The organism is Anaerospora hongkongensis, assembly GCF_004339805.1.
GTDB lineage: Bacteria > Bacillota > Negativicutes > Sporomusales > DSM-15969 > Anaerospora > Anaerospora hongkongensis.
Genome location: NZ_SLUI01000021.1, coordinates 1 through 19,631, shown reverse-complemented (window position 1 = coordinate 19,631; position 19,631 = coordinate 1). Strand labels below are relative to the sequence as shown.

Here is a 19,631-nt window from a genome sequence, read left to right as displayed (position 1 = left end):
CTACTTGATAGATCAAACAATCAGTCAGGTAAGGGAGGGTGCTTGTTGGATATATCCGGAAACATGCTTGCATTGTTATTAGCACTCACATCTGGCGTACTCATGGCAATACAAGGTACGTTAAACGCGGCACTCAGCAAGGTAATCGGTCTCATTGAGGCTACATTCATTGTCCATGTTACCGGTACAATCGCATTGGTATTTATTTTGTACGTACTGCGTATGGGCAAAGGCAATCTCGGTGCGATAACGACTGCCCCCTGGTATGCTTATCTTGGCGGTATTGTCGGCGTATTTATCATTTACCTGGTTGCTGCCAGTATACCGGCAGTAGGTGTGGCCAATGCCACTACGGCGATCATTGTCGGTCAGGTACTCACGGCAGTCATTATTGATCATTTCGGCGGATTTGGGATGGAGCGGGTGCCCTGTGGCTGGAATCAGGTTGCCGGGCTGGTTTTGCTAGCGATAGGAGCCAAGCTGCTGCTAAAATAAATCGTGCTGCCGGCGGCTCATCTTGCTAAGATTTTCCTTCAGAGGTGTTAACAAAATTACCATTATGCAGTATACTTAAAAATAGATTTTCTGGTACAGGAGTACATAGGAGGGGAATCATGGAATTTAGTTTTACACCAGACCAACTAGCATTGAAAAAAATCGCCCAGGACTTTGTGGCTAAAGAGATTACGCCTTATGCTTTAGAGATGGACAAGGCTGGAAAGCTGCGCGAAGGTCTGCTTGAAAAATTAGATGAAGCAGGTATGCTAAGTTTGGCCGTTCCGGAAGAGTTTGACGGACCTGGACTCGATGCTATTTCTATCGCACTTATGTATGAAGAGTTAGGAAAGGGCTGCGCCGGTATTGCGACCGCTGTTGCAGCAAATGCGTTAGCATCCTATCCGGTTATTTTGGCCGGTACTGATGAACAAAAGCAAAAGTTTTTTTCGGTAATCAATGATGGAAATCTGGCTGCATTTGCCCTAACCGAGCCTGGTGCCGGATCTGATGCCGGTGCTGTGGCTACTGCTGCCACAAAAGATGGCGATCACTATATTCTAAATGGAACAAAATGCTTCATTACGAATGGTGGTCTTGCTGATATTTATGTTATTTTTGCCAATGCCCGTAAATCCGCCGGTATTCGCGGCTTAACCGCTTTTATTGTGGAAAAGGGAACACCTGGTTTCTCTGTTGGCAAAGAAGAACACAAAATGGGTATCCGCACCTCTAATACATGCGAACTCATTTTGGACAACGTCCGCATTCCTGCTGCCAATCGTATTGGCCGTGAGGGCGAAGGCTTCAAATTGGCGATGAAAACCCTGGACGCTGCCCGTCCGTTTGTAGGTGCAGTATCGGTTGGCTTATCGCAGGCTGCCTTTGAAGTAGCCGTAAAATACTCGAAAGAGCGGGTTCAATTCGGCAAGCCAATCGCTTCCTTCCAATTGGTACAAGCTATGCTGGCTGATATGGCGATGCAGATTGATGCAGCCCGCCTGCTGGTATATAGAGCGTGCTGGCTGAAGGATCAAGGCGTAGACTACTCGAAAGAGTCGGCTATTGCGAAGTGCTTTGCCGGTGATACGGCAATGAAGGTTACCACTGATGCCGTACAAGTTCTGGGCGGATATGGCTATTCACAGGAATATCCTACTGAGAAATATATGCGCGATGCAAAAATCATGCAGATTTATGAAGGAACCAATCAAATTCAACGCTTGGTTATTGCAAATAATATTTTGTACTAAAAGCTGCTTGACAAAGTTAGTTTACAGTAATATAATAAATAATGTCCTCACCGGGACATTATAAGGGGTTATAGCTCAGTTGGTTAGAGCGCATCGTTGACATCGATGAGGTCAGAGGTTCGAGTCCTCCTAACCCCACCAATAAAATCAAGCCTCCGCAGGCTCTGCGGGGGCTTTGTTTATGTCAATTGTTCGTTAAGTTGTCCCTTATGCTTTTTTTCGCGGACAAAATTATATAATGTACATTTGAAAGGACAGGCTATTTTGCCATAGGTGAGCGTAGAATCTGAATTAGCAAAAAGAGCCGTGGAGAAAATTGCTCCCGGCTCTTCGAAATATTCACGGTATATCATTATTGGGGCATTGCTCCTGCTAATAATTGCAGGCAGCACTGCCTATTATTTTTACCATAAGCATACAGCAGCAGAAACAAAGCTTCATGAAGCTGTGACGCTCACAGAACAGCAGGCCACTGATATTAATTATTTGCAAAATGAGCTTAATATGAGCAAGCAAAATGCTGAAGCCCTGGCGGCGGAAGTTGAAAAGGCCAATACTGGTAAGGTGCAGCCAGTAGTTAGTTTTAGCGTGCAGGCCCCTACAGTACAAGCGGCGGCGGAAAACGTCAAAGACCGCATAAACGACAAAGACCCCACATTACCACCGGCAGCAATTGCAGATAGCGATAGAACACTAAGTGTTACGCAGCGCAAGTCAAGCAGCCGGACGGAAGTCAATCCTGGCAAGTAGGAGTATATAAGGTAAACAATTATTTGAATTGGTATTTAGGCGCGGGCCTGGGCTGGCATAAGGGGGATTTTTTATATTCCCATAGCTGCCCAGCGCAATTTTAGCAAGGATGCAGCTTTAGAGGCCAGGCGCACATAAACCCGGCTGATGTAAAAGATATAAACGGCGGTCAGGTAATGTATAAGCGGGCTGTAAATAATTGTTCTTTGGAGTATTTTAATTATCGCCCCGGACTTCGGTCTGGGGCTTTTTTTGTTTGCAGGAAAAATAAGCCAAACAGATAATATATAGGTTTAATCTACCGTAGATTCCATCGACCCGGGAATCACAATTATTTTCGCTTTTTTAATCAAAACAATATAATATATATTATTTAGGAGAATTTTTTATAATAAAATGAATTACTCCAATTACAGTTAGAACTATTCCTACGAATGTATATATATTAGCATCACGTATTTTTACTACTTCTTTAAAAACGGAGTGGAATACGATTATAGTTATAATTGAAACTAACATTCTAAAAAGTAACTCAACAACTTTCTCTAAGACTAGTTTTTTCTCGAGCCAACGAGATAATGTATTTTCATTGGTGCTAAATTTGCTTATTCCCGCTATTTTCCCGATAGGAAGTATCTGAGGATAAGCGCCTTTATTATAGGCAACTAATAGATCTGTGATTACAAAATCCTCCTTATCCCATATAATTTTACTGTATTCTACCGTATTATTGTTCTTATCTAGACTTTGTTTAAAGTTGGTTTTGAAGTATTCAGAACCATATTCAGCTGGTCTTAAGCTGACAATCTCTCCATTTTTTACAGTGAATCCAAAAGGTAAGGTTTCATCATAAAGTGCTTTTGTTATATCAATATCGCCACTATTTCGTGCTCTTATTCTTATTATGCGAAGACTTTGGTTGTCTTCGGATAGATACTTTTCGTTATATTTGATGGTCAATCCTGGAATGTTTTTTTGAATGTCCATTATGTCAAATTCACTAATAATTTCAAAAGTCAATTCGGGCTTAGACGGGAAAAAAAATGGCGGTACACTAAAAAGGCCTATGATAAAGCCGATGAGAGTTAAGATTGATGCCCATTTTTGGGTTATATTATCTAGCTTAGATAAAACATTCATCTTACACATCACCTCAAATTTCATATAAGTAAAATTAGTATTTGATATTTTAAAATAAAACCCTTCTTATTGAGTAAGGATGCTTCTGATATTGGGATGTTAGGCTTTTTGATAATTGGAGTATCATAAGGTTTTCAGGCAAGTTGGCGAAATACTTTCAATGAGGTGATAATGTGGACTCCGTGGTTGTTGGTGCTTTTATAGCAGTTCTTGGCTGGGGGATATCTCATATATTTACGCTAAGAGCACAAAGAAAGAAATTTTTAGATGATATTCGAAACAACTCTAGAATTGAAATTTCTAAAGCCTTAAAAGAATACATCAATTGGCTTAGTTTGCTTTATGCCTATATTATTAATTTAGAAATTAAGTTAGGGCGAATGAGAACGATGAACATACCTATTGACTGGAATGCCGACCACGAAAAATTTCTAGAGATAAGACCTGAGGCACCCGATTCCTGGGATTGGCTAATTGAAGAATATAGGATAATTTTTCCTGAAACTGCTGGGGTACGTGTGATATTAAGCCGTCGGCAGTATGAGATTCAAGAAGCAATTTGTTGGTTTAATAATGTATTTTGGAAACATCCGGTGGAACCCGATAATTTAATGCAGCATAGGATTAATAATTTTAAATTGCTTTGGGATTGGAGAACTTATATTGAGGATCAAATATGTTTGGTGATTGACTTACAAATATACCTTCAGAATCGGGCTTTATCTGAAATTGCTGGTATAAAAATCCCTGCAAGAACACCATCTGACCCCAGTGTCTGCCGAATTATTACGAGCTTAAATGGAAACTTAATCGTAGTTGATGGGCAGGGCAATGAAATCAAACACAGTAAGCAACCTTTTAGTTCGCTTGATAGATGGCAATCTCCGATTGATAATATTCATCAAAGATATTAAGGTGAAGTTTTTTCATAAACTACAAACAAGCCTGCCAATTTGAAGTGACCCCAAAAAGTTAGACAAATATTTTAGTTAAGCAGCCATGAGGGCTTGCAGTCTGTGAATAACGGGCGGCAAGCCCTTTAGTTTTGCCTTAATACGACGGTTGTTGTAGTAATCAAGGTATTCGATAAGTTCATCAATAAAGTGTTCGATCGATTCAAAGTTCTGCAAGTAGAGAAGCTCACTTTTGAGCAGCCCGAAGAAGTTTTCCATCACGGCGTTATCCAGACAGTTCCCTTTACGGCTCATACTTTGACGGATGCCTTTCTTTTCCAGCATCTGTTGATACGTTTTGTGCTGGTACTGCCAGCCTTGATCTGAATGGAGGATTAGACCGGTGTCATCCGAGATGGTCGCGAATGCCTCATCCAGCATCGAAGTCACCATGGATAAAACGGGCCTGTCCGAAATTTTATAGCTGACAATATCGCTGCTGTATAAATCCAGAATCGGTGACAGATAAAGCTTCTGACCAAACAAATGAAACTCGGTGACATCGGTCACCCATTTCTGATTTGGCTTTTTCGCCTTAAAATCACGCGCCAAAAGATTCGGCGCGACTTTGCCAACTTCACCTTTGTAGGAACGGTATTTTTTCATCCTAACGCGGCAAACGATACCTAACTTCTTCATCAGCTTCTGGACTGTTTTGTGATTGATAACATAACCACGATTGCGCAGCGCCAACGTGATTCTCCGATATCCGATTCGACCCTTGTTTTCTGTATGTATTAGGATAATTTCTTCTTTGATTTTATGGTATTTATCTTGGTCTGTTTGTTTTGCTCGGTGATAATAATATGTGGCACGCGAAAGACCTGCCACCTCGAGGAGTACATCGAGATTATGTTTCTGCCTCAGTTCCGTCACGATTTGTGCTTTTTCTCTCGTTGTACCCTCTCGGATACCAAGGCATTCAATTTTTTTAGGTAATCATTCTCCGCCCTTAAGCGCTGGACTTCAGCCAATAAATCTTCCTCTACTTGTTTTGGCAGCTCTCTGGGTCTGCCTTTACTTCCACGGCCTCGCCGCTCTATGGTAAAACCATCGGCTCCTTCTTCAAGGTATATCCGTTCCCAGGCCTGTATCCTATGATGGTCACTCACTTCAAAAATCCTGGCAGTTTCGCTATAGCTCAGTTTGTTCTTAATCATGTGCTCTATCACATTTTGTTTGAATTCGCTGGTATATCTCTTGTTTGGTATTCCCTTTGGCATAGAAAACACCCCTTTAGTTTTTCAGTATATCATACTGTCTAACTAAAGGGGTGCAGTTCAATTACGGCAGGCTTTTCTATTTATTTTGTTTGCTCGTGTAATGGTTTGGTATTCCTGGGCTTTTTATTTCAATCTACGCACAGGATTTAGTTGTTTTTAATCAAATCTAACTATTTATTGAAAAATAACCGTTTGATGAGCAAAGGAGATAAAAATGACCATCTCAAAAATTGCTATTAAAAACATCAAAGGCATTGGGGATAAAACTTTTGAGTTAAATATTACCCCTAATAAACCAAGTTTGTTGGTCGCTCCAAATGGATTTGGAAAGAGTTCATTTGCAACAGCTTTTGATTCGTTGCGTTCCAATCGAGTGGAATTAGAGGAAGCCCATTTTTTTATGGATGATCAAGATAACTTTCCTCAGATTACTATAGAGTATAAGAACTCAGATGGTACTGTGTTAAATTTAGTTGCAGATAAGCAATCCAATTCAATAAACCAAGAATTTAGTTGCTTTGTAATTAATAGCCAGATCAAAGCTAAAGGAAGTGCACGTTCTTTCGGGGGACGAAATATAGTTAAAGCTTCCTTGGAAATAGAGGATGTCACGTTAATAGATACAATTCCCGAACGTGCACAGTTTAATTATTCACTTACCAGTCAAAAAAGTGATTTTGGCAGAAATGGTAAAGTTTTGCCGAATATATCTTCTCTATTTGCCAATTTAAAAGTGGTTGAAAAATTATCTAATTCGTATTCAGATTTAGACGAGCTATTACTTGTTAGAAATAATACCAAAATATTAAATTTGATAAGACTTATTAACGATCAGAATGGTACTAGAGAGGAGATTCATGATTATATTTCACGCCAATTACATGCTTTATCTGAAATAGAACCTCTAAAAAAAGTAGTTGAGATAATTAGTAGCTCTGAAAATGAATTAACGAACGCATATCTTGCGGCTATTCAAATAGTTAATGTTTACAAAACTGATAAGACATTATTTAAAAAAGCTTGTAAGTATTGCAACTATAATCTTGAAGTCGAGTCATATGCCAGCCTGTTAAAAGCCATTAACACCTCATGGAAAGTAATCCGACCCGAGAAAAGTGGTAATAAGCTTGTAGTAAAGTTTCCTAAGGCACATCAGGTTTCAAATGGGCAGCGCGATGTTCTTAGTTTTATAGCACTTATTATTCGCGCAAAAAGAAAACTTAATAAAGACAAATGTATATTGATAATTGATGAAGTTTTTGATTATTTAGATGATGCCAACTTGATTTCGGCACAATATTATGTTACCCAATTAATTGACGAGTTTAAGGCCGCTGATAAAGAACTATACCCACTTATCCTAACACATTTAAATCCGCGGTATTTTAGAAATTATGCCTTTAGTAAACAGAAAGTATATTATCTTGATAAAAGAGATGGTAGGAATGTTAATCCTCATTTTAAAAAAATATTACAGAAACGAAATGATGGCTTAATTCAAGATGATGTTTCAAAATATCTTCTCCATTTTCACCCCTTAAACATTAATAAGAAAAGCGAATTTCAAACATTAGGGCTCAAAGCGACGTGGGGAGAGGGGGAGGGCTTTAAACAGTTTATTGATGCAGAGATACAAAAGTTCATAGCCTCAGATGAAAATTCAAGTTCAAGCCCGGGTTCAACAGGTAGTTATGATCCTCTTGCTATTTGTTGCGGTGTACGTAGGAACATAGAAAAAGTCATTTACGATCTCTTATCCACTAATGATGATAAAAATGTCTTTCTAGATATCCATGGCACCAGAAACAAACTAGAATTTGCGGAGGAGCGTGGTGTATCAGTACCGGAATATTTTTATCTTCTCGGCATTGTATATAATGATGGGATGCATTGGAAAGATAACCATGATAATGTTTCCCCGATTGCAGTGAAATTAGAGAATATTACTATTAGAAAATTAATTGTTGATGTATTTGAATTCATATAAAAATAATCTAATGTAGCTCATCGTAATCTCACATGTTTTACTACTTCATTTAAGTCTGACATAAAAAGTACCGTCTTACCTTAATTGGTAGGGCGGTGTTCATTTTGAGGATTGACCACTTTTGACTAACTACCTACGAGGCTAGAAAATTCAAGGGCTGAATGCAATAGTAGTCAGTGTTTATAAGGCTTGACGGTTTATTGAATTTAAGACTTAAAATCCGTCGGATAAAATAGTGTCGATGGCGTCGACTGGCGAACCTTTTTAAACGAAAAACATATCTATTTGTGCGAATATCTAATAGAAACTATAGAGGATTGCTCTCTATATTGGTCGAAACAGATCGATTATAAAGGGGGCGATTATATTGGAAACCTTGTCATTAAAAGATGTTATTGAAATTTTAGCGGTATTATTATCACCATTAATTGCATTGCAAGTAAGTGAGTGTCTAAAAAAACGCAATGAAAAGCGTGAACGTAAGCACTATGTGTTTAAGACACTCATGAAAACCAGAGCATCTAATCTTGATCAAGCCCATGTTGAAGCGCTTAATATGGTCGATGTTGAATTTGCGAATAACACTAAAAATGATAAGGCCGTTATTGAGGCTTGGAAAGTACTTGTTGATCATCTTGGCATTCATAATCTTCCATCGGAAGTATGGGAAAATAAGAGAGTAGAATTATTATTTAAATTGCTCGAAAAGATGGCAAGGAGTCTCGATTATAATCTCTCTGAGACAGATATTAAACGCACGTCTTATTTTCCAAAGGGTTACGCCGATCTTGAAATGGAACAACAAGATATTAGGCGTGGTTTTACTGAAATTTTTAGAGGTAACAAATTCTTCCCAGTCATGGTTTATTCCCCAGAAATCACTTCTGTACAGGAAGCAGCGGCTACAAGTGACTCTAGGAATCATAGATAGTTGTCTATGATTCAGATCGCTGATTCATGAGAGATAGTGAATCATTTACTAAAGGCGAATGTGATAATATTCAATTGAGTAAGCATAAGTAAAAAAGCCCGGATTGACCGGGCATAATTAATAAGTGAAATAATCAATTGCAGTATGTTTCTTCTAATCTTTTTTCTAATCGATTAGAAAGGATTAGTCAGTTTACATCGGATCTTTTAATGCTAAATCTCAGTTAAACCGGGCTATGGCGGGTTTGTTCGGACTAGTCAGAAAGGCCCGGGGTAATTGACATCGAAGAGGTCAGAGGTTCGAGTCCTCCTAACCGCAATATAAATACCACAAGGCTTAAAGCTTTGTGGTATTTTTGGCATTTGCCGCCTTTATTTGGTTCCATAAATGATTAAGAACCAAATGCTTCCTCATATAGAACTATCTCGTAATGTCTTCTAGACTAAATAATGAAGAAGCGTTAAAATAGTCTATAGTAACGAAATATTTAGTAAAATCACTGAAATGTAAGGACGCAAAGCTGTGTGTTTACAGTAATGTTAGGATTGCCAGGCTGCGTTTTATTCTTACTAAAATAATTTTCTGTCAGACTAAAGGTCTGGCTTTTTCGTTTATATTAAAGTAGCTTTTGGCAAGTCGGCTGCAATAGCTATGCTTTTACTTCCAGAACTATCATTACAGTAACGAGTAAGTGATAATTGTTTGAAAGAAGTGATGACAATTAATGTAATGCTTTCCATTCAGTTGAATGTTTTTATGGTACTTTTGCTGCTCAGTATTGCTGTGCATGCTTGCTTTAAGCTCAATAAAAAAGAAGAAACGCATAGGTTGTTTTTTGCATTAATATGCTTAACGATAGTGATACTGATATTGGAAATCTTTAGTGTGGTATTAAATTCAACTGAATATATAGCTTACAGCACTTTACAGAAGGTTGTTAATACGTTGGGATTCACCTTAACGCCATTAGTGCCAATCATTGCAACGCTGTATGTTTATAAACGAACCAAGAAATATAAAATAATTCCTGTAGAAAAGCTGATTTGGTTATCGGTTCCTTTGCTCATCAATAGTATTTTATCGTTAGGCAGCTATTATTTTAATTGGCTTTTTATGATAACTGACGAAAATCTATACATACGCGGACCGATGTTTATTGTTTCGCCAATGATAAGTTATTTTTATTACACGCTGCACATATTGGTTCTATACCATAATCATAAAAATGTCAGTAAAGAAGAATTAATTGTGATAAGTTCTCTTTCGCTTATTCCTGCCATGCTATCAGTTTTTCAATTGTATTATTTTATCTATTTAACGATTTGGAATAGTGTAGGAATTGCTGTTGTAATTAACTATATTTTTATTATGCACGAGCAGGCGAAGCGGGACCCGTTAACAGGATTAGGCAATCGCATGGCTTATGACGAATACCTTGGAATTTTGAGTAGAAGAAGCAATATTGTTTTGTCAGTAGTAAATATTGATTTGGATGGCTTTAAAAGTATTAATGATATTTTTGGTCATCAGGAAGGCGATAAAGTACTGCAGTTCTTTGCAAGACAACTGGAAATGGTTTTCGGAGAAGTAGGTGTTGCTATTCGCTGTGGTGGTGATGAATTTATTCTTTTTCTGAATGAGAAAAGCAGAGAAAGAGTAGAAACGTATATCAAAACACTAAATGATAATATTGCTGCGTACAATGACAGCAACGAAATGGCTTACAGTATCCAATTTAGCTGCGGTATAGCAGTATTTGATGACTCATATAATAATATATATGAGTTCATTCGGCATAGCGATAAACTTATGTACGAAGAGAAACAGAAGAAGGCTTGTTTGCAAAATGTAGTAGAAACCCCAGTTTCTCAGGAAATGTGATAGGTTCTGTTGGAAATGGATTTGTGATATTGGCGTTTTTTTAACTATAGCATGAATCTTCGTGATTCAAGACTACATCTTATTATTTGCTGTTTAACGTAAACTTTTGCTGATTTGATTCAGATTATAGCCAAACCCCGCTGCAGCCGCAAGGCAGGGAAGCGGGGTTTGTTATTTTGCTATAACAGATCATATCTTTTTAACTTTTCATAGAGCTGGCTCCGGGGAATATCCAGCAGCAGTGCAGCTTTAGTCTTGTTACCATTTGTGCTTTCCAGAGCCTGAATAATTGCTTTTTTCTCGGCTTGATGTCTTTTAGTGGAGAGGGTTTGCATTTTACTAATACTATCGCTGCCTTCAGCAGTAACGTTCCGATAAACTCTTGGCAAGAAGAAATCGAAATGATCGGCGTCCAAAATGTCCGTTGAGGACATTACGCAAGCCCGCTCAAGGACATGCTCCAGTTCCCGGATGTTCCCAGGCCAATCATAGCTTAAAAAATGCTGTAATACGTTATCGGATATTCCGATGATCGAGCAATTATGGTATTGATTGATCTTCTGAATAAAATGCTCGCATAAGACAGGAATATCGATCAGCCGGTCGCGTAAGGGGGGGATAGCAAGCTCTACCGTATTAATCCGATAATAGAGATCCTGCCTAAACTTACCCTTGCTGATCATCTGGTCAATATTTTGATTGGTACAGCAGATAATTCGAACATCTAGGCTCACTGGCTTAACTCCGCCGATTCTTTCTATTTCGCGTTCCTGTAAGATCCGCAGCAATTTGGACTGCAAAGGCAGAGGAAGTTCGCCAATTTCATCAAGCAGCATGGTGCCATTATTTGCTTGCTCAAATTTCCCGACCTTACCACCCTTGCTTGCGCCAGAGAAAGCGCCTTCCGTATAGCCGAACAACTCTGATTCGAGCAGATCTTTAGGAATAGCTGCGCAGTTGACTTTTATAAAGTTGCCGTAACGACGATTGCTTAATTGATGAACGGCGTTGGCAAAAACTTCTTTGCCTGTACCTGTTTCGCCGGTAATCAATACCGCCAGGTTAGAGTCGGCCACCTTTTCAATGGTGGCCTTTATTTTTTGCATTGGTGGCGTGTTGCCAATGACTGCACTTATTGAAAAGGGTATTTGCTTGAGGGCGGCAAGCTGCCGCTGGTATATCTGGTTTTCTTTGCGGAGCTTATCGATCTCCTCTTTGAGCCGGGCGACTTTATCAATGTCATAAAAAGTAGCCGTGGATATTGCTCCGCAGATTTTTCCGTTCTTATCGCGTATCGGAAAGCGATTGCAAATGGTGGGAGTGCCGTTCTTCATCATAAAAATTTGTCCCAATTCTGCTTGCCCGGTTTTCATGATATTTGTAAGGCGTGTGTTCGGAATCACCTTTTCAACGGGTTTTCCAACTATGTCCTCAGTTCTTAAACCGATGATGTCGGCGTAGGCGCGGCTGATATACCGAATGGTTCCCACTTCATCGATAACAATGGACAAATAAAGAGACTCCACTGCTAAGTTTAATAAATCATGAATCTCCATGGTTACTCCACCCTCACTTCAGCGTTGCTGATTGAATCTAACTAAAAGATAGCATAAACCATAGCTGCAGACAAGCAGAAAACGTTTGAAAAACCGGACATTGGTGACGATAGTGTTCGAAAAACCGGACGCTTTATTTGCCTTTTTGTAGAGAAAAGTCGGTAAATACTGAACATTTCGTTTTGGCACGATTGTTGCGATAGATAGTGGCGAGAAGGCAGAATTTGTGTGTGGCGAAGCTGCTGGCTTAGGAGGTGGCGAAAGAGTCAGGGCGTTAGTAAAAAATTCAAGAACGGGAGAGATGAATGATGAGGGCAGCATTAATGGGCGTAGGCTCCCTGGGGACGATTATGGGAGCATTAATTGCAAAAAATGGTGGCGATATCACCCTGATCGATGCCAACAAGGCACATGTTGATGCAATGAATAAAAAGGGCGCAACTGTTATCGGCAAGATGCAATTGCAGGATATCCCCGTAAAGGCGATTACCCCGGACCAAATGGAGGGGATTTATGACATTGTCATTCTTTTGGCAAAGCAGACCTACAATGCGGTAGCGCTGAAACAGCTTTTGCCGCATTTAGCTCCGGACAGTGTGGTTTGCACACTGCAAAATGGCATCCCCGAAGAATCGGTGGCGGCGGTGATTGGCAAGGAACGAACGGTGGGCGGAGTTGTTGGTTGGGGAGCTACCTATAGGGAGCCTGGTGTATCTGAACTAACTTCTGACGTTTCGGCTATGCGGTTTGAGATTGGAGAAATTGACGGGCAAAAAACAGAGCGCATTAGCAAGATCACGGAAATTTTGAATCTCACAGGCACTTGTGTCATCGTGGATAATCTGATGGGGATTCGCTGGGCTAAAGTCATCCAAAACGCAACATTGAGTGGGATGTCTGCAGCACTCGGCGCCACCTATGCCGAGATTTTAGACAACGAAAAAGCAACTGCCTGCGCCGCTTATGTTGGCGATGAGATCGTGCAGATCGTCCGCAAGCGTGATATTCAACTGGAAGATTTAGTGCCCGGGTGGAGCTATTACAGCCTCGCTTTTGCCGATGAGGCAGGGCTGGAAAAGGCGAAAGCCTGGCTGCGGGAGTATTTTAAGCCTCACCGTCCCTTAAAAGCCAGCATGCTGCAGGATATGGAAAAAGGTATTAAGTGTGAGATCGATCATATTGTGGGGATTTGCAGTCAGTGGGGGAAAAAGGTCGGTGTTGCAACGCCTGCCTGCGACACGATCATTGCAATTGTCAAGGATTTTGAAAGCGGTAACATACCGATGCCGACGATGGCTTGCCTGGATCGCTTCGAATTGCAGAACAAATAGTAACCCCCTAGATGCCCAAGAATAATTACTTACGTACTGGAGGACAAATCGATGGGAAAAAAGGTCATTATCACAGCAGCAATAACAGGTGCGGTACACATTCCGAGCATGTCAGAGTATCTTCCGGTCACGCCGGAACAGATTATTGAAGAAGCAGTTGCCGCCCATAAAGCGGGGGCAGCAGTAGTTCATCTTCATGCCAGAGACCCCCAGACCGGCAAACCAACTGGCAGTCCCGAGCTGATGAAGCAGATCACAGATGGTATTCGGAGTAAGTGTGACGTTATCATTGGTATCACCACAGGCGGCGCCATCGGGATGACCAGTATGGAACGACTGGCTGCGGTGCCGCATTGTGCCGCAGAGCTGGCATCGTGCAACGCAGGATCGGTCAACTTCTGCTTCTCGCCTATCGCCGACAAAATCAAGGAGCCTAAATTCGACTGGGAAATTCCGTTTGTGAAGAATACCTATACCGTGCCCTTCGCCAACACCTTCCAGGATATCGAAGATTATATCCGGATTATGACTGAAAATGGTACCAAGCCGGAGTTTGAGGTTTATGAGGTGGGGATGTTGAGCAACATCGCCTATTTTATCAAGAAGGGGCTGCTGAAGGGTCCTGTGTATATTCAGTTTGTCCTCGGCATTATGGGTGGACTGCCGGCGACAATTGATAACCTGCTCTTTTTGTACAATACGGCGACAAAAGTACTTGGTGATAATTTTGTATGGTCTTGTGCAGCAGCCGGCAAAGACCAGTTTGCTATTACCACAGCAGCTATGTTTCTTGGTGGCAGCATTCGGGTAGGTTTAGAGGATAATTTGTTCCTCTCAAAGGGGGTCTTAGCAAAGTCCAATGCCGAACCGGTTGCCAAGGTGGCTGCTATTGTCAAGCTGTTTGACCGCGAGGTAGCCTCATCCCACGAAGCCAGAGCAATTCTGGGGCTAAAATAATTGCTTTAAAGAGGATGATGTATGATGGATTTAAGTGTAATTGGTATTCTGGTATCTCTTGCCGTCATCGTAGTATTAGCGCTTAGGGGACTAGGCATTGCAGTTATTGGACCGTTAGCCGCAGCTCTGGTAGCGATCTTCTCGGGTATGGGCGTGCTGGATACTTTGATGGGGCCTTATATGAAGGGTTTCATAAGCTATGCCGCTAAGTTCTTTTTGATTTTTTTGTTCGCCTCTATTTTTGGCAAGTATATGGATGACAGTGGCGCGGCAAAAGCAATTGCCCGGAAACTATTGCAGCTGGTTGGCCACAAAGGACCCTTTTATGTGCTGTTCTCGGTTGCAATGATTACATTACTGCTAACCTTGGGCGGCGTGAGTATGTTTGTCGTCATTTTTGCCGTCATGCCGATTGCCCGTCCACTATTTAAACAAATGAACATTCCGTGGCACCTGTTTATTGCTGCTTTTATCTTTGGGATTGGTTCACTGAGCATGACTATGGTTCCCGGCAGCCCTTCTATCCAGAATATTATGCCGACAAAATATCTGGGAACAACGCCGATGGCAGCACCGCTCTTAGGGATCATCTGCTCCATTCTGATTATGAGCATGAATGCCTGGTATATGAACTGGCAGTTGAAAAAGGCATATGCCAAGGGTGAAGGCTATGCAGATTCAGCACCAAGTAATGTCGTAGACGAAATCGACGATACCAAAGTTTTACCAGGGTTTCTTGTCAGCTTAGTTCCTCCCTTCGCAGTGGTTATCTGCCTTAACGCTTTGAAATTAGATCCGGTATGGGCTCTGGTTATTGGCTGTGTAACTGCAGCAATTTGCTTTTGGCAAAATATTGACAGTCATTTTGTCACCATTAACGGTGGGGCTACCAATACGGCGATTCCGATTATTAACACCTGCGCCGATGTTGGCTACGGGATGGCCGTTGCCGCCACCAGTGGTTTTAAGATTATTACCGATTTTCTGATGACAATTCCCGGACCGCCCATTGTTGCCCTTAGTGCGGCCACGTTTATGATGACTGGGATAACGGGATCGGCGTCCGGAGGCTTAGCGATTGTCTTGGAAACCCTGATTGGTAAGTACGCGGCAATGGGATTAAATCCGGAAATGCTGCACCGGATTGTGGTTATGGCTTGCGGAGTATTTGATGCGATGCCTCATAGCGGGGCTACAGTAACTGCGTTGGCCGTTTCCGGGTTAACCCACCGGCAGGCGTACCGCCACGTTTGGTATGGCCATGTTGTCGCAACCTTCCTGGTCATGCTGATTGCCATTCCATTAGCAGTCGTACTTTATAAATGATGCTGGTTATGTATTTCTCCTTTTCACCGAATTTTGTATAGCGCCATATGATAATACAAAAGCCTTAAAGAGGAGGATAATATGGACAGCTCTAACAACGAGGAACAGCGTTATCAGTCAATGGACTATGGTCCCAAACCTTTTATTATACAAATTGCTGAGGCGGCAAAACGGAATAAAACGTTTCGCACCGTGGTTTGGACGGGGACCCATATGCAGTTAACGCTGATGTCCATCCCGGTCGGTGGAGAGATTGGACTGGAAGTTCACCCTCAGCTTGACCAGTTTATACGCATTGAAAGAGGTTGTGGACTTGTTAAAATGGGCAATAGCAAAAACAATTTGTCTTTCCAGCGAAAAGTCTGTGAGGATTATGCCTTCTTTATTCCCGCAGGTACCTGGCATAACCTAATCAACACCGGAGAATGTCCGTTAAAACTATATTCGATTTATGCACCACCGCAGCATCCCAAAGGAACCGTGCATCTTACCAAGGCGGATGCCGATGAAGATGAACACGGCTAATAAATAAAATGCCGCTCATCCTTTGGGATGGGCGGTTTTTGTACATAAGGAAAGATCTTTTTACCCATGCTAAGTTTTACTACTTAGTATAGGGGTTGAGTGCTATGAAGATGAAAAGTAAATTCTATTTGCCGGCGGAAGGGGTAAATCTAGGCGATCATTTAGTTGCCTTCACACCAGAAAAAGAATGCCACGGCATTTATGCTGGACGCTGTCGCGTTATCTGCGTAAAGGATGGTATGGTCACGGTACAAGAGCTGCAGGAGTTTTCTTGTGGGAATAGCATACAGATTTACCTGCAAAAATCCAATTTTACTGCAGCTGAAATTGTAAGAAGGGCGGAAAGTCAATTGCATACCGTCATCGCCCCTATGGATGACCGCAGCTTTTGTGAGTGGTGCCTGTATGGGCTGCTGGAAGTACAGAGAACGTAAATGAGGCCAACTACGGCCTGACCCGGGGTATTAAAGAACTTGTTTTGTTAAAAATCCAGGCTGCGAAACTCCACCACATTACAAAAATTAGATATGCGGGAATTGGGTAAAACCAGGCCTGGAAGTCATAAAGGTTAGCATTTCGTACTACGATGCCGTAAGCAACACTGGCGCAGCTAAAGGTTAGGATATAAATATAGCAAAAGGTTCTCCGGCCAGGCAAAAAACGGAGGAACAGCATAACTGTGACAGTCCAGCTTAGCGGTGAGAGGGCGTTTTGTCTAAGTACATCGAAAATACCCATGTTTTTAAACCACATAATATGAAATAAATTTTGAAAAAGACCTACCATGATGACATCACCAAGCGCACCCACGATAATCCCATACAGGAGATATTCTTTATAATCCTTTTGCGGGATAAAAATAAGGGTAAGGACGAAGCCGATCAGCAAGTATACGGGATAAAATAACAACGTTGTAAGTTCCATGAGTGTACATCCTTTCCGTATCTCTAGTTAAGAGTATGGTGTCTTAATCTGATTATTTTATACGAGCAGGAATAATTTGCTTGTTAGGCGAATTGTACATATAAATAGCATTGAGGGGGTTGAATGTATGCTAAAGCAAGACATTCATGATTTAGTCATGCTGACACTGAATAAGTGCAAGCTGAAAAATGATGGTGGCAATGAAATTGATTTAGCAAGAGAAATTTTCCAAAAGTATGTGGAAATTGAAGCTACCATTGTGGCTGAATTTAATAACAATAAATATAGATAGTTCGTTCATCTGGAGATCCGGTAAGGGTCTCTTTTTTGATTTATTCATAAATACGTATCACCAAGGGAACCCTATTTTAAAAAAGGACGTGATCAGCCATGTCGGAATTGGATATTTTGGTGACCAAGAAGCTTGTAGCGTATCGGGAAGAAATTCTTAAGTCCTTTAAAGAAAAACATCCCTATGTAGTTGGAATGCTGGAAACAGTTTTTTCCGGTAAAGAAAACCGGGTTGGACTCCAGGTAACCGATTCGGGGAGAGTAGTAGGCGAATATACGTTTATTGTTACTGGAATTCAGGTTTCCGGTACAGAAACGGGTCGTTTAGATCCCAGCCTGAAGCATCCGCTGCTGGGCATAACCATTAAGCCTTATATTCAGATTGAAAAAGCCACGCTGGAAAAAATGATCACAGATGAATCTTACAAAGACGATATATTAGCATATACGACCAGGATTTTACCCGATATTACAATCAAATTCATAGCCTAAAGCAGTTAATGGATCGAAATAGCGCAATGCTTTGGCAGCAGCAGCCAAGGCTCTGCGCTATTTTTGTAACTTACTGCACTGCTGGGCCATAGTTTATAGAAGGGAATGTATGCATACCGTTGAAGGAGGAAAAGTAAATGGGCTTCGGCTGCTGCTGCGGAGGTTTTGACAATAGTTTTTGCGGCAGGATTGGCGTTGTGATCGTCATTATACTGCTGCTGCTTTTCTTTGGACGCGATGATAGCTGTTTTTCTAATTGCTGATTTAGATGCGAATTTTTTGTAACCAATTGACCTTGCATTTCATACTCTAAAGCAGGATAGAAATACTACATATCCTAAAGAGGAGGAATTGGTATGGGTTTCGGTGGTTTCGGCGGTTTCGGTAATGGTAATGGTGGCGGCTTTGGAATTATCATCGTCATCATCATCCTGTTACTGTTTTTCTGCTCTAACGATGACTCTTCAAGCTGCTGCTAAGAAATAGCATCCATTTGTCTACCCGGACGTCTGCCACAACTTGATAGTGGTATCTTTCTGAAGCCCCTGCTTACTTGCCGAGCAGGGGCTTCAAAATTTAAGGAGACTAAAGGATATTTTAACAACACCAGGTTTTTCTAAAAATATTCTAAAAGATGGGATTTATACTTTATTTAGCGGATAGATCCAACTTGCGGGAATTGGCTGAGTTGTGATGCAAGGCTTCCAATCAGTTTAATTCGTTGTACATATTTGCTCCGCGGAGGGGGTAGACAGTTTTATATTCCGGTTTCGTGCATCCATTAGTGACTAATTAGTCATTCGTATAATGAATATAAAAAGGGAGAGTTAACGCTATGCAGAATATAGGGAAAAAGCTTGTGGTTTTTTCGTTGATTGGCCTTATGCAAGCCGGTCTGGGGGCTTCCATTATTGAAGCATCACCAAGAGTAGATGATATCCAGCAGGTGCATCGCTGGGGTGATCATAGAGATCAGCAGGAGTGGGAGCGAATAGAGCAGCAGCGGCGCCAGCAGGAGCGGATCGAAAATGAGCGTCATGAGCGTGAAATGAAACGGCGCCCTCACGAAAGCAAGAAGCAATGGCGGGAGCGGCAAAAACGGGAAATGGATCGTCATGAAAGAGCCTTGCAGCAAATCAGGCAGCATGCCAGAGATATGCATGACAGGTGGCATCACCGATAGTTTCCATAAATGAAACAGATACATGAAATTCGTCCTGAAAAAATAGGACGAATTTTTTTCTTGACAAATACAAGCTTACTTGGTATTCTATTATTCCAGTGCGGAAGTAGCTCAGCGGTAGAGCATCGCCTTGCCAAGGCGAGGGTCGCGAGTTCGAATCTCGTTTTCCGCTCCATCATTTTCATATTCATATCGGGGCGTGGCTCAGTTTGGTAGAGTACCTGGCTTGGGACCAGGGGGCCGCAGGTTCGAATCCTGCCGCTCCGACCAGTCATTATGTCAGTGATTTAAATAGTAAAAAAAGTAGTTGACATAAACTGATGAAGATGATATTCTATATAAGCTGTCACCGCGACAAGCGATGACAACGAAAACAAAGTGTTCCTTGAAAACTGAACAATGTAAGATGAAATAAACGCCAGATGTTAGGTGT

Annotated in this window: 22 protein-coding genes and 3 tRNA genes; 20 read left to right on the top strand and 5 right to left on the bottom strand. The window is 41.3% G+C overall.

What is annotated here, in order from left to right:
- Positions 1 to 45 precede the first annotated feature (45 nt).
- The 4 genes from EV210_RS21115 to EV210_RS21100 all read left to right on the top strand — a co-directional run bounded on the left by EV210_RS21115 (position 46) and on the right by EV210_RS21100 (position 2,498).
- The gene (locus tag EV210_RS21115; RefSeq protein WP_132083382.1) at positions 46 to 495 is read left to right on the top strand and encodes a DMT family transporter; all 450 of its coding nucleotides are present in this window, start codon (positions 46 to 48) and stop codon (positions 493 to 495) included.
- Between the two features lie 119 nt (positions 496 to 614).
- Positions 615 to 1,748: an acyl-CoA dehydrogenase family protein gene (locus EV210_RS21110; protein WP_132083380.1), complete on the top strand. Its 1,134-nt coding sequence runs from the start codon at positions 615 to 617 to the stop codon at positions 1,746 to 1,748.
- Between the two features lie 64 nt (positions 1,749 to 1,812).
- A tRNA-Val gene (locus EV210_RS21105) sits at positions 1,813 to 1,889 on the top strand.
- Positions 1,890 to 2,054: 165 nt separating this feature from the next.
- On the top strand, positions 2,055 to 2,498 hold the full coding sequence (locus tag EV210_RS21100) for a hypothetical protein (protein ID WP_132083378.1): 444 nt from the start codon (positions 2,055 to 2,057) through the stop codon (positions 2,496 to 2,498).
- 369 nt (positions 2,499 to 2,867) lie between these two features.
- Here EV210_RS21100 and EV210_RS21095 read toward each other — a convergent pair whose 3' ends face one another.
- A complete protein-coding gene (locus EV210_RS21095) occupies positions 2,868 to 3,638 on the bottom strand; it encodes a hypothetical protein (RefSeq protein WP_132083376.1) in 771 nt (256 codons plus the stop codon).
- 173 nt (positions 3,639 to 3,811) lie between these two features.
- Between EV210_RS21095 and EV210_RS21090 the strand changes: the two genes are divergently transcribed.
- The gene (locus EV210_RS21090; protein WP_132083374.1) at positions 3,812 to 4,552 is read left to right on the top strand and encodes a hypothetical protein; all 741 of its coding nucleotides are present in this window, start codon (positions 3,812 to 3,814) and stop codon (positions 4,550 to 4,552) included.
- Positions 4,553 to 4,627: 75 nt separating this feature from the next.
- Here EV210_RS21090 and EV210_RS21085 read toward each other — a convergent pair whose 3' ends face one another.
- Both EV210_RS21085 and EV210_RS21080 read right to left on the bottom strand, forming a co-directional pair.
- Entirely contained in the window at positions 4,628 to 5,467 is an 840-nt protein-coding gene (locus tag EV210_RS21085; protein ID WP_165898988.1) for an IS3 family transposase, read from the bottom strand.
- The gene (locus EV210_RS21080) at positions 5,464 to 5,814 is read right to left on the bottom strand and encodes a helix-turn-helix domain-containing protein (RefSeq protein ID WP_132083370.1); all 351 of its coding nucleotides are present in this window, start codon (positions 5,812 to 5,814) and stop codon (positions 5,464 to 5,466) included. The genes EV210_RS21085 and EV210_RS21080 overlap by 4 nt, the downstream gene beginning before the upstream one ends.
- Before the next feature lie 214 nt (positions 5,815 to 6,028).
- Here EV210_RS21080 and EV210_RS21075 point away from each other — a divergent pair, with 214 nt between their 5' ends.
- The 3 genes from EV210_RS21075 to EV210_RS21065 all read left to right on the top strand — a co-directional run bounded on the left by EV210_RS21075 (position 6,029) and on the right by EV210_RS21065 (position 10,613).
- Positions 6,029 to 7,801, top strand: a complete 1,773-nt coding sequence (locus tag EV210_RS21075) for a hypothetical protein (protein ID WP_132083368.1) — start codon at positions 6,029 to 6,031, stop codon at positions 7,799 to 7,801.
- A gap of 367 nt (positions 7,802 to 8,168) precedes the next feature.
- Positions 8,169 to 8,732, top strand: coding sequence for a DUF6680 family protein (locus EV210_RS21070; protein WP_132083366.1), 564 nt, complete (start codon positions 8,169 to 8,171; stop codon positions 8,730 to 8,732).
- Between the two features lie 711 nt (positions 8,733 to 9,443).
- Positions 9,444 to 10,613 carry a GGDEF domain-containing protein gene (locus tag EV210_RS21065; protein WP_243650669.1) on the top strand — a complete coding sequence of 390 codons (1,170 nt, stop codon included), beginning with the start codon at positions 9,444 to 9,446 and terminating at the stop codon, positions 10,611 to 10,613.
- A gap of 179 nt (positions 10,614 to 10,792) precedes the next feature.
- Here EV210_RS21065 and EV210_RS21060 read toward each other — a convergent pair whose 3' ends face one another.
- Positions 10,793 to 12,169, bottom strand: a complete 1,377-nt coding sequence (locus tag EV210_RS21060; RefSeq protein WP_132083364.1) for a sigma-54 interaction domain-containing protein — start codon at positions 12,167 to 12,169, stop codon at positions 10,793 to 10,795.
- 305 nt (positions 12,170 to 12,474) lie between these two features.
- On the opposite strand from EV210_RS21060, the gene EV210_RS21055 reads away from it, so the two are divergent.
- From EV210_RS21055 to EV210_RS21035, 5 genes are all read left to right on the top strand, one after another.
- Positions 12,475 to 13,500, top strand: coding sequence for a ketopantoate reductase family protein (locus tag EV210_RS21055; protein ID WP_207900799.1), 1,026 nt, complete (start codon positions 12,475 to 12,477; stop codon positions 13,498 to 13,500).
- A gap of 51 nt (positions 13,501 to 13,551) precedes the next feature.
- Entirely contained in the window at positions 13,552 to 14,457 is a 906-nt protein-coding gene (locus EV210_RS21050; protein WP_132083362.1) for a beta-keto acid cleavage family enzyme, read from the top strand.
- 21 nt (positions 14,458 to 14,478) lie between these two features.
- On the top strand, positions 14,479 to 15,783 hold the full coding sequence (locus EV210_RS21045; RefSeq protein ID WP_132083360.1) for a GntP family permease: 1,305 nt from the start codon (positions 14,479 to 14,481) through the stop codon (positions 15,781 to 15,783).
- 81 nt (positions 15,784 to 15,864) lie between these two features.
- The gene (locus tag EV210_RS21040; RefSeq protein WP_132083358.1) at positions 15,865 to 16,308 is read left to right on the top strand and encodes a cupin domain-containing protein; all 444 of its coding nucleotides are present in this window, start codon (positions 15,865 to 15,867) and stop codon (positions 16,306 to 16,308) included.
- A 104-nt stretch (positions 16,309 to 16,412) separates the two neighbouring features.
- Positions 16,413 to 16,742, top strand: a complete 330-nt coding sequence (locus EV210_RS21035) for a C40 family peptidase (protein ID WP_132083356.1) — start codon at positions 16,413 to 16,415, stop codon at positions 16,740 to 16,742.
- Positions 16,743 to 16,752: 10 nt separating this feature from the next.
- Here the strand turns inward: EV210_RS21035 and EV210_RS21030 are convergent, their stop codons facing one another.
- Complete coding sequence (locus tag EV210_RS21030; protein WP_132083354.1) at positions 16,753 to 17,232, bottom strand: hypothetical protein; 480 nt, start codon at positions 17,230 to 17,232, stop codon at positions 16,753 to 16,755.
- A 127-nt stretch (positions 17,233 to 17,359) separates the two neighbouring features.
- On the opposite strand from EV210_RS21030, the gene EV210_RS22790 reads away from it, so the two are divergent.
- The 7 genes from EV210_RS22790 to EV210_RS21010 all read left to right on the top strand — a co-directional run bounded on the left by EV210_RS22790 (position 17,360) and on the right by EV210_RS21010 (position 19,468).
- A complete protein-coding gene (locus tag EV210_RS22790; RefSeq protein WP_165898987.1) occupies positions 17,360 to 17,524 on the top strand; it encodes a hypothetical protein in 165 nt (54 codons plus the stop codon).
- Between the two features lie 98 nt (positions 17,525 to 17,622).
- Positions 17,623 to 18,015, top strand: a complete 393-nt coding sequence (locus tag EV210_RS21025) for a hypothetical protein (RefSeq protein WP_132083352.1) — start codon at positions 17,623 to 17,625, stop codon at positions 18,013 to 18,015.
- A gap of 137 nt (positions 18,016 to 18,152) precedes the next feature.
- Positions 18,153 to 18,278: a hypothetical protein gene (locus EV210_RS23375; RefSeq protein WP_279388522.1), complete on the top strand. Its 126-nt coding sequence runs from the start codon at positions 18,153 to 18,155 to the stop codon at positions 18,276 to 18,278.
- A 93-nt stretch (positions 18,279 to 18,371) separates the two neighbouring features.
- Entirely contained in the window at positions 18,372 to 18,494 is a 123-nt protein-coding gene (locus EV210_RS23370; RefSeq protein ID WP_279388521.1) for a hypothetical protein, read from the top strand.
- Between the two features lie 356 nt (positions 18,495 to 18,850).
- A complete protein-coding gene (locus EV210_RS21020; RefSeq protein WP_132083350.1) occupies positions 18,851 to 19,198 on the top strand; it encodes a hypothetical protein in 348 nt (115 codons plus the stop codon).
- A gap of 100 nt (positions 19,199 to 19,298) precedes the next feature.
- Positions 19,299 to 19,373 (top strand) — tRNA-Gly (locus EV210_RS21015).
- A gap of 18 nt (positions 19,374 to 19,391) precedes the next feature.
- A tRNA-Pro gene (locus EV210_RS21010) sits at positions 19,392 to 19,468 on the top strand.
- The last annotated feature ends 163 nt before the right edge of the window (positions 19,469 to 19,631 follow it).

Coding starts and splice junctions, on each gene's coding strand:
- EV210_RS21110 (WP_132083380.1), top strand. CDS start 615: ATGGAATTTAGTTTTACACCAGACCAACTAGCATTGAAAAAAATCGCC.
- EV210_RS21095 (WP_132083376.1), bottom strand. CDS start 3,638: ATGAATGTTTTATCTAAGCTAGATAATATAACCCAAAAATGGGCATCA.
- EV210_RS21080 (WP_132083370.1), bottom strand. CDS start 5,814: ATGCCAAAGGGAATACCAAACAAGAGATATACCAGCGAATTCAAACAA.
- EV210_RS21075 (WP_132083368.1), top strand. CDS start 6,029: ATGACCATCTCAAAAATTGCTATTAAAAACATCAAAGGCATTGGGGAT.
- EV210_RS21060 (WP_132083364.1), bottom strand. CDS start 12,169: ATGGAGATTCATGATTTATTAAACTTAGCAGTGGAGTCTCTTTATTTG.
- EV210_RS21055 (WP_207900799.1), top strand. CDS start 12,475: ATGATGAGGGCAGCATTAATGGGCGTAGGCTCCCTGGGGACGATTATG.
- EV210_RS21050 (WP_132083362.1), top strand. CDS start 13,552: ATGGGAAAAAAGGTCATTATCACAGCAGCAATAACAGGTGCGGTACAC.
- EV210_RS21045 (WP_132083360.1), top strand. CDS start 14,479: ATGATGGATTTAAGTGTAATTGGTATTCTGGTATCTCTTGCCGTCATC.
- EV210_RS21040 (WP_132083358.1), top strand. CDS start 15,865: ATGGACAGCTCTAACAACGAGGAACAGCGTTATCAGTCAATGGACTAT.
- EV210_RS21035 (WP_132083356.1), top strand. CDS start 16,413: ATGAAGATGAAAAGTAAATTCTATTTGCCGGCGGAAGGGGTAAATCTA.
- EV210_RS21030 (WP_132083354.1), bottom strand. CDS start 17,232: ATGGAACTTACAACGTTGTTATTTTATCCCGTATACTTGCTGATCGGC.
- EV210_RS22790 (WP_165898987.1), top strand. CDS start 17,360: ATGCTAAAGCAAGACATTCATGATTTAGTCATGCTGACACTGAATAAG.
- EV210_RS21025 (WP_132083352.1), top strand. CDS start 17,623: ATGTCGGAATTGGATATTTTGGTGACCAAGAAGCTTGTAGCGTATCGG.
- EV210_RS23375 (WP_279388522.1), top strand. CDS start 18,153: ATGGGCTTCGGCTGCTGCTGCGGAGGTTTTGACAATAGTTTTTGCGGC.
- EV210_RS23370 (WP_279388521.1), top strand. CDS start 18,372: ATGGGTTTCGGTGGTTTCGGCGGTTTCGGTAATGGTAATGGTGGCGGC.
- EV210_RS21020 (WP_132083350.1), top strand. CDS start 18,851: ATGCAGAATATAGGGAAAAAGCTTGTGGTTTTTTCGTTGATTGGCCTT.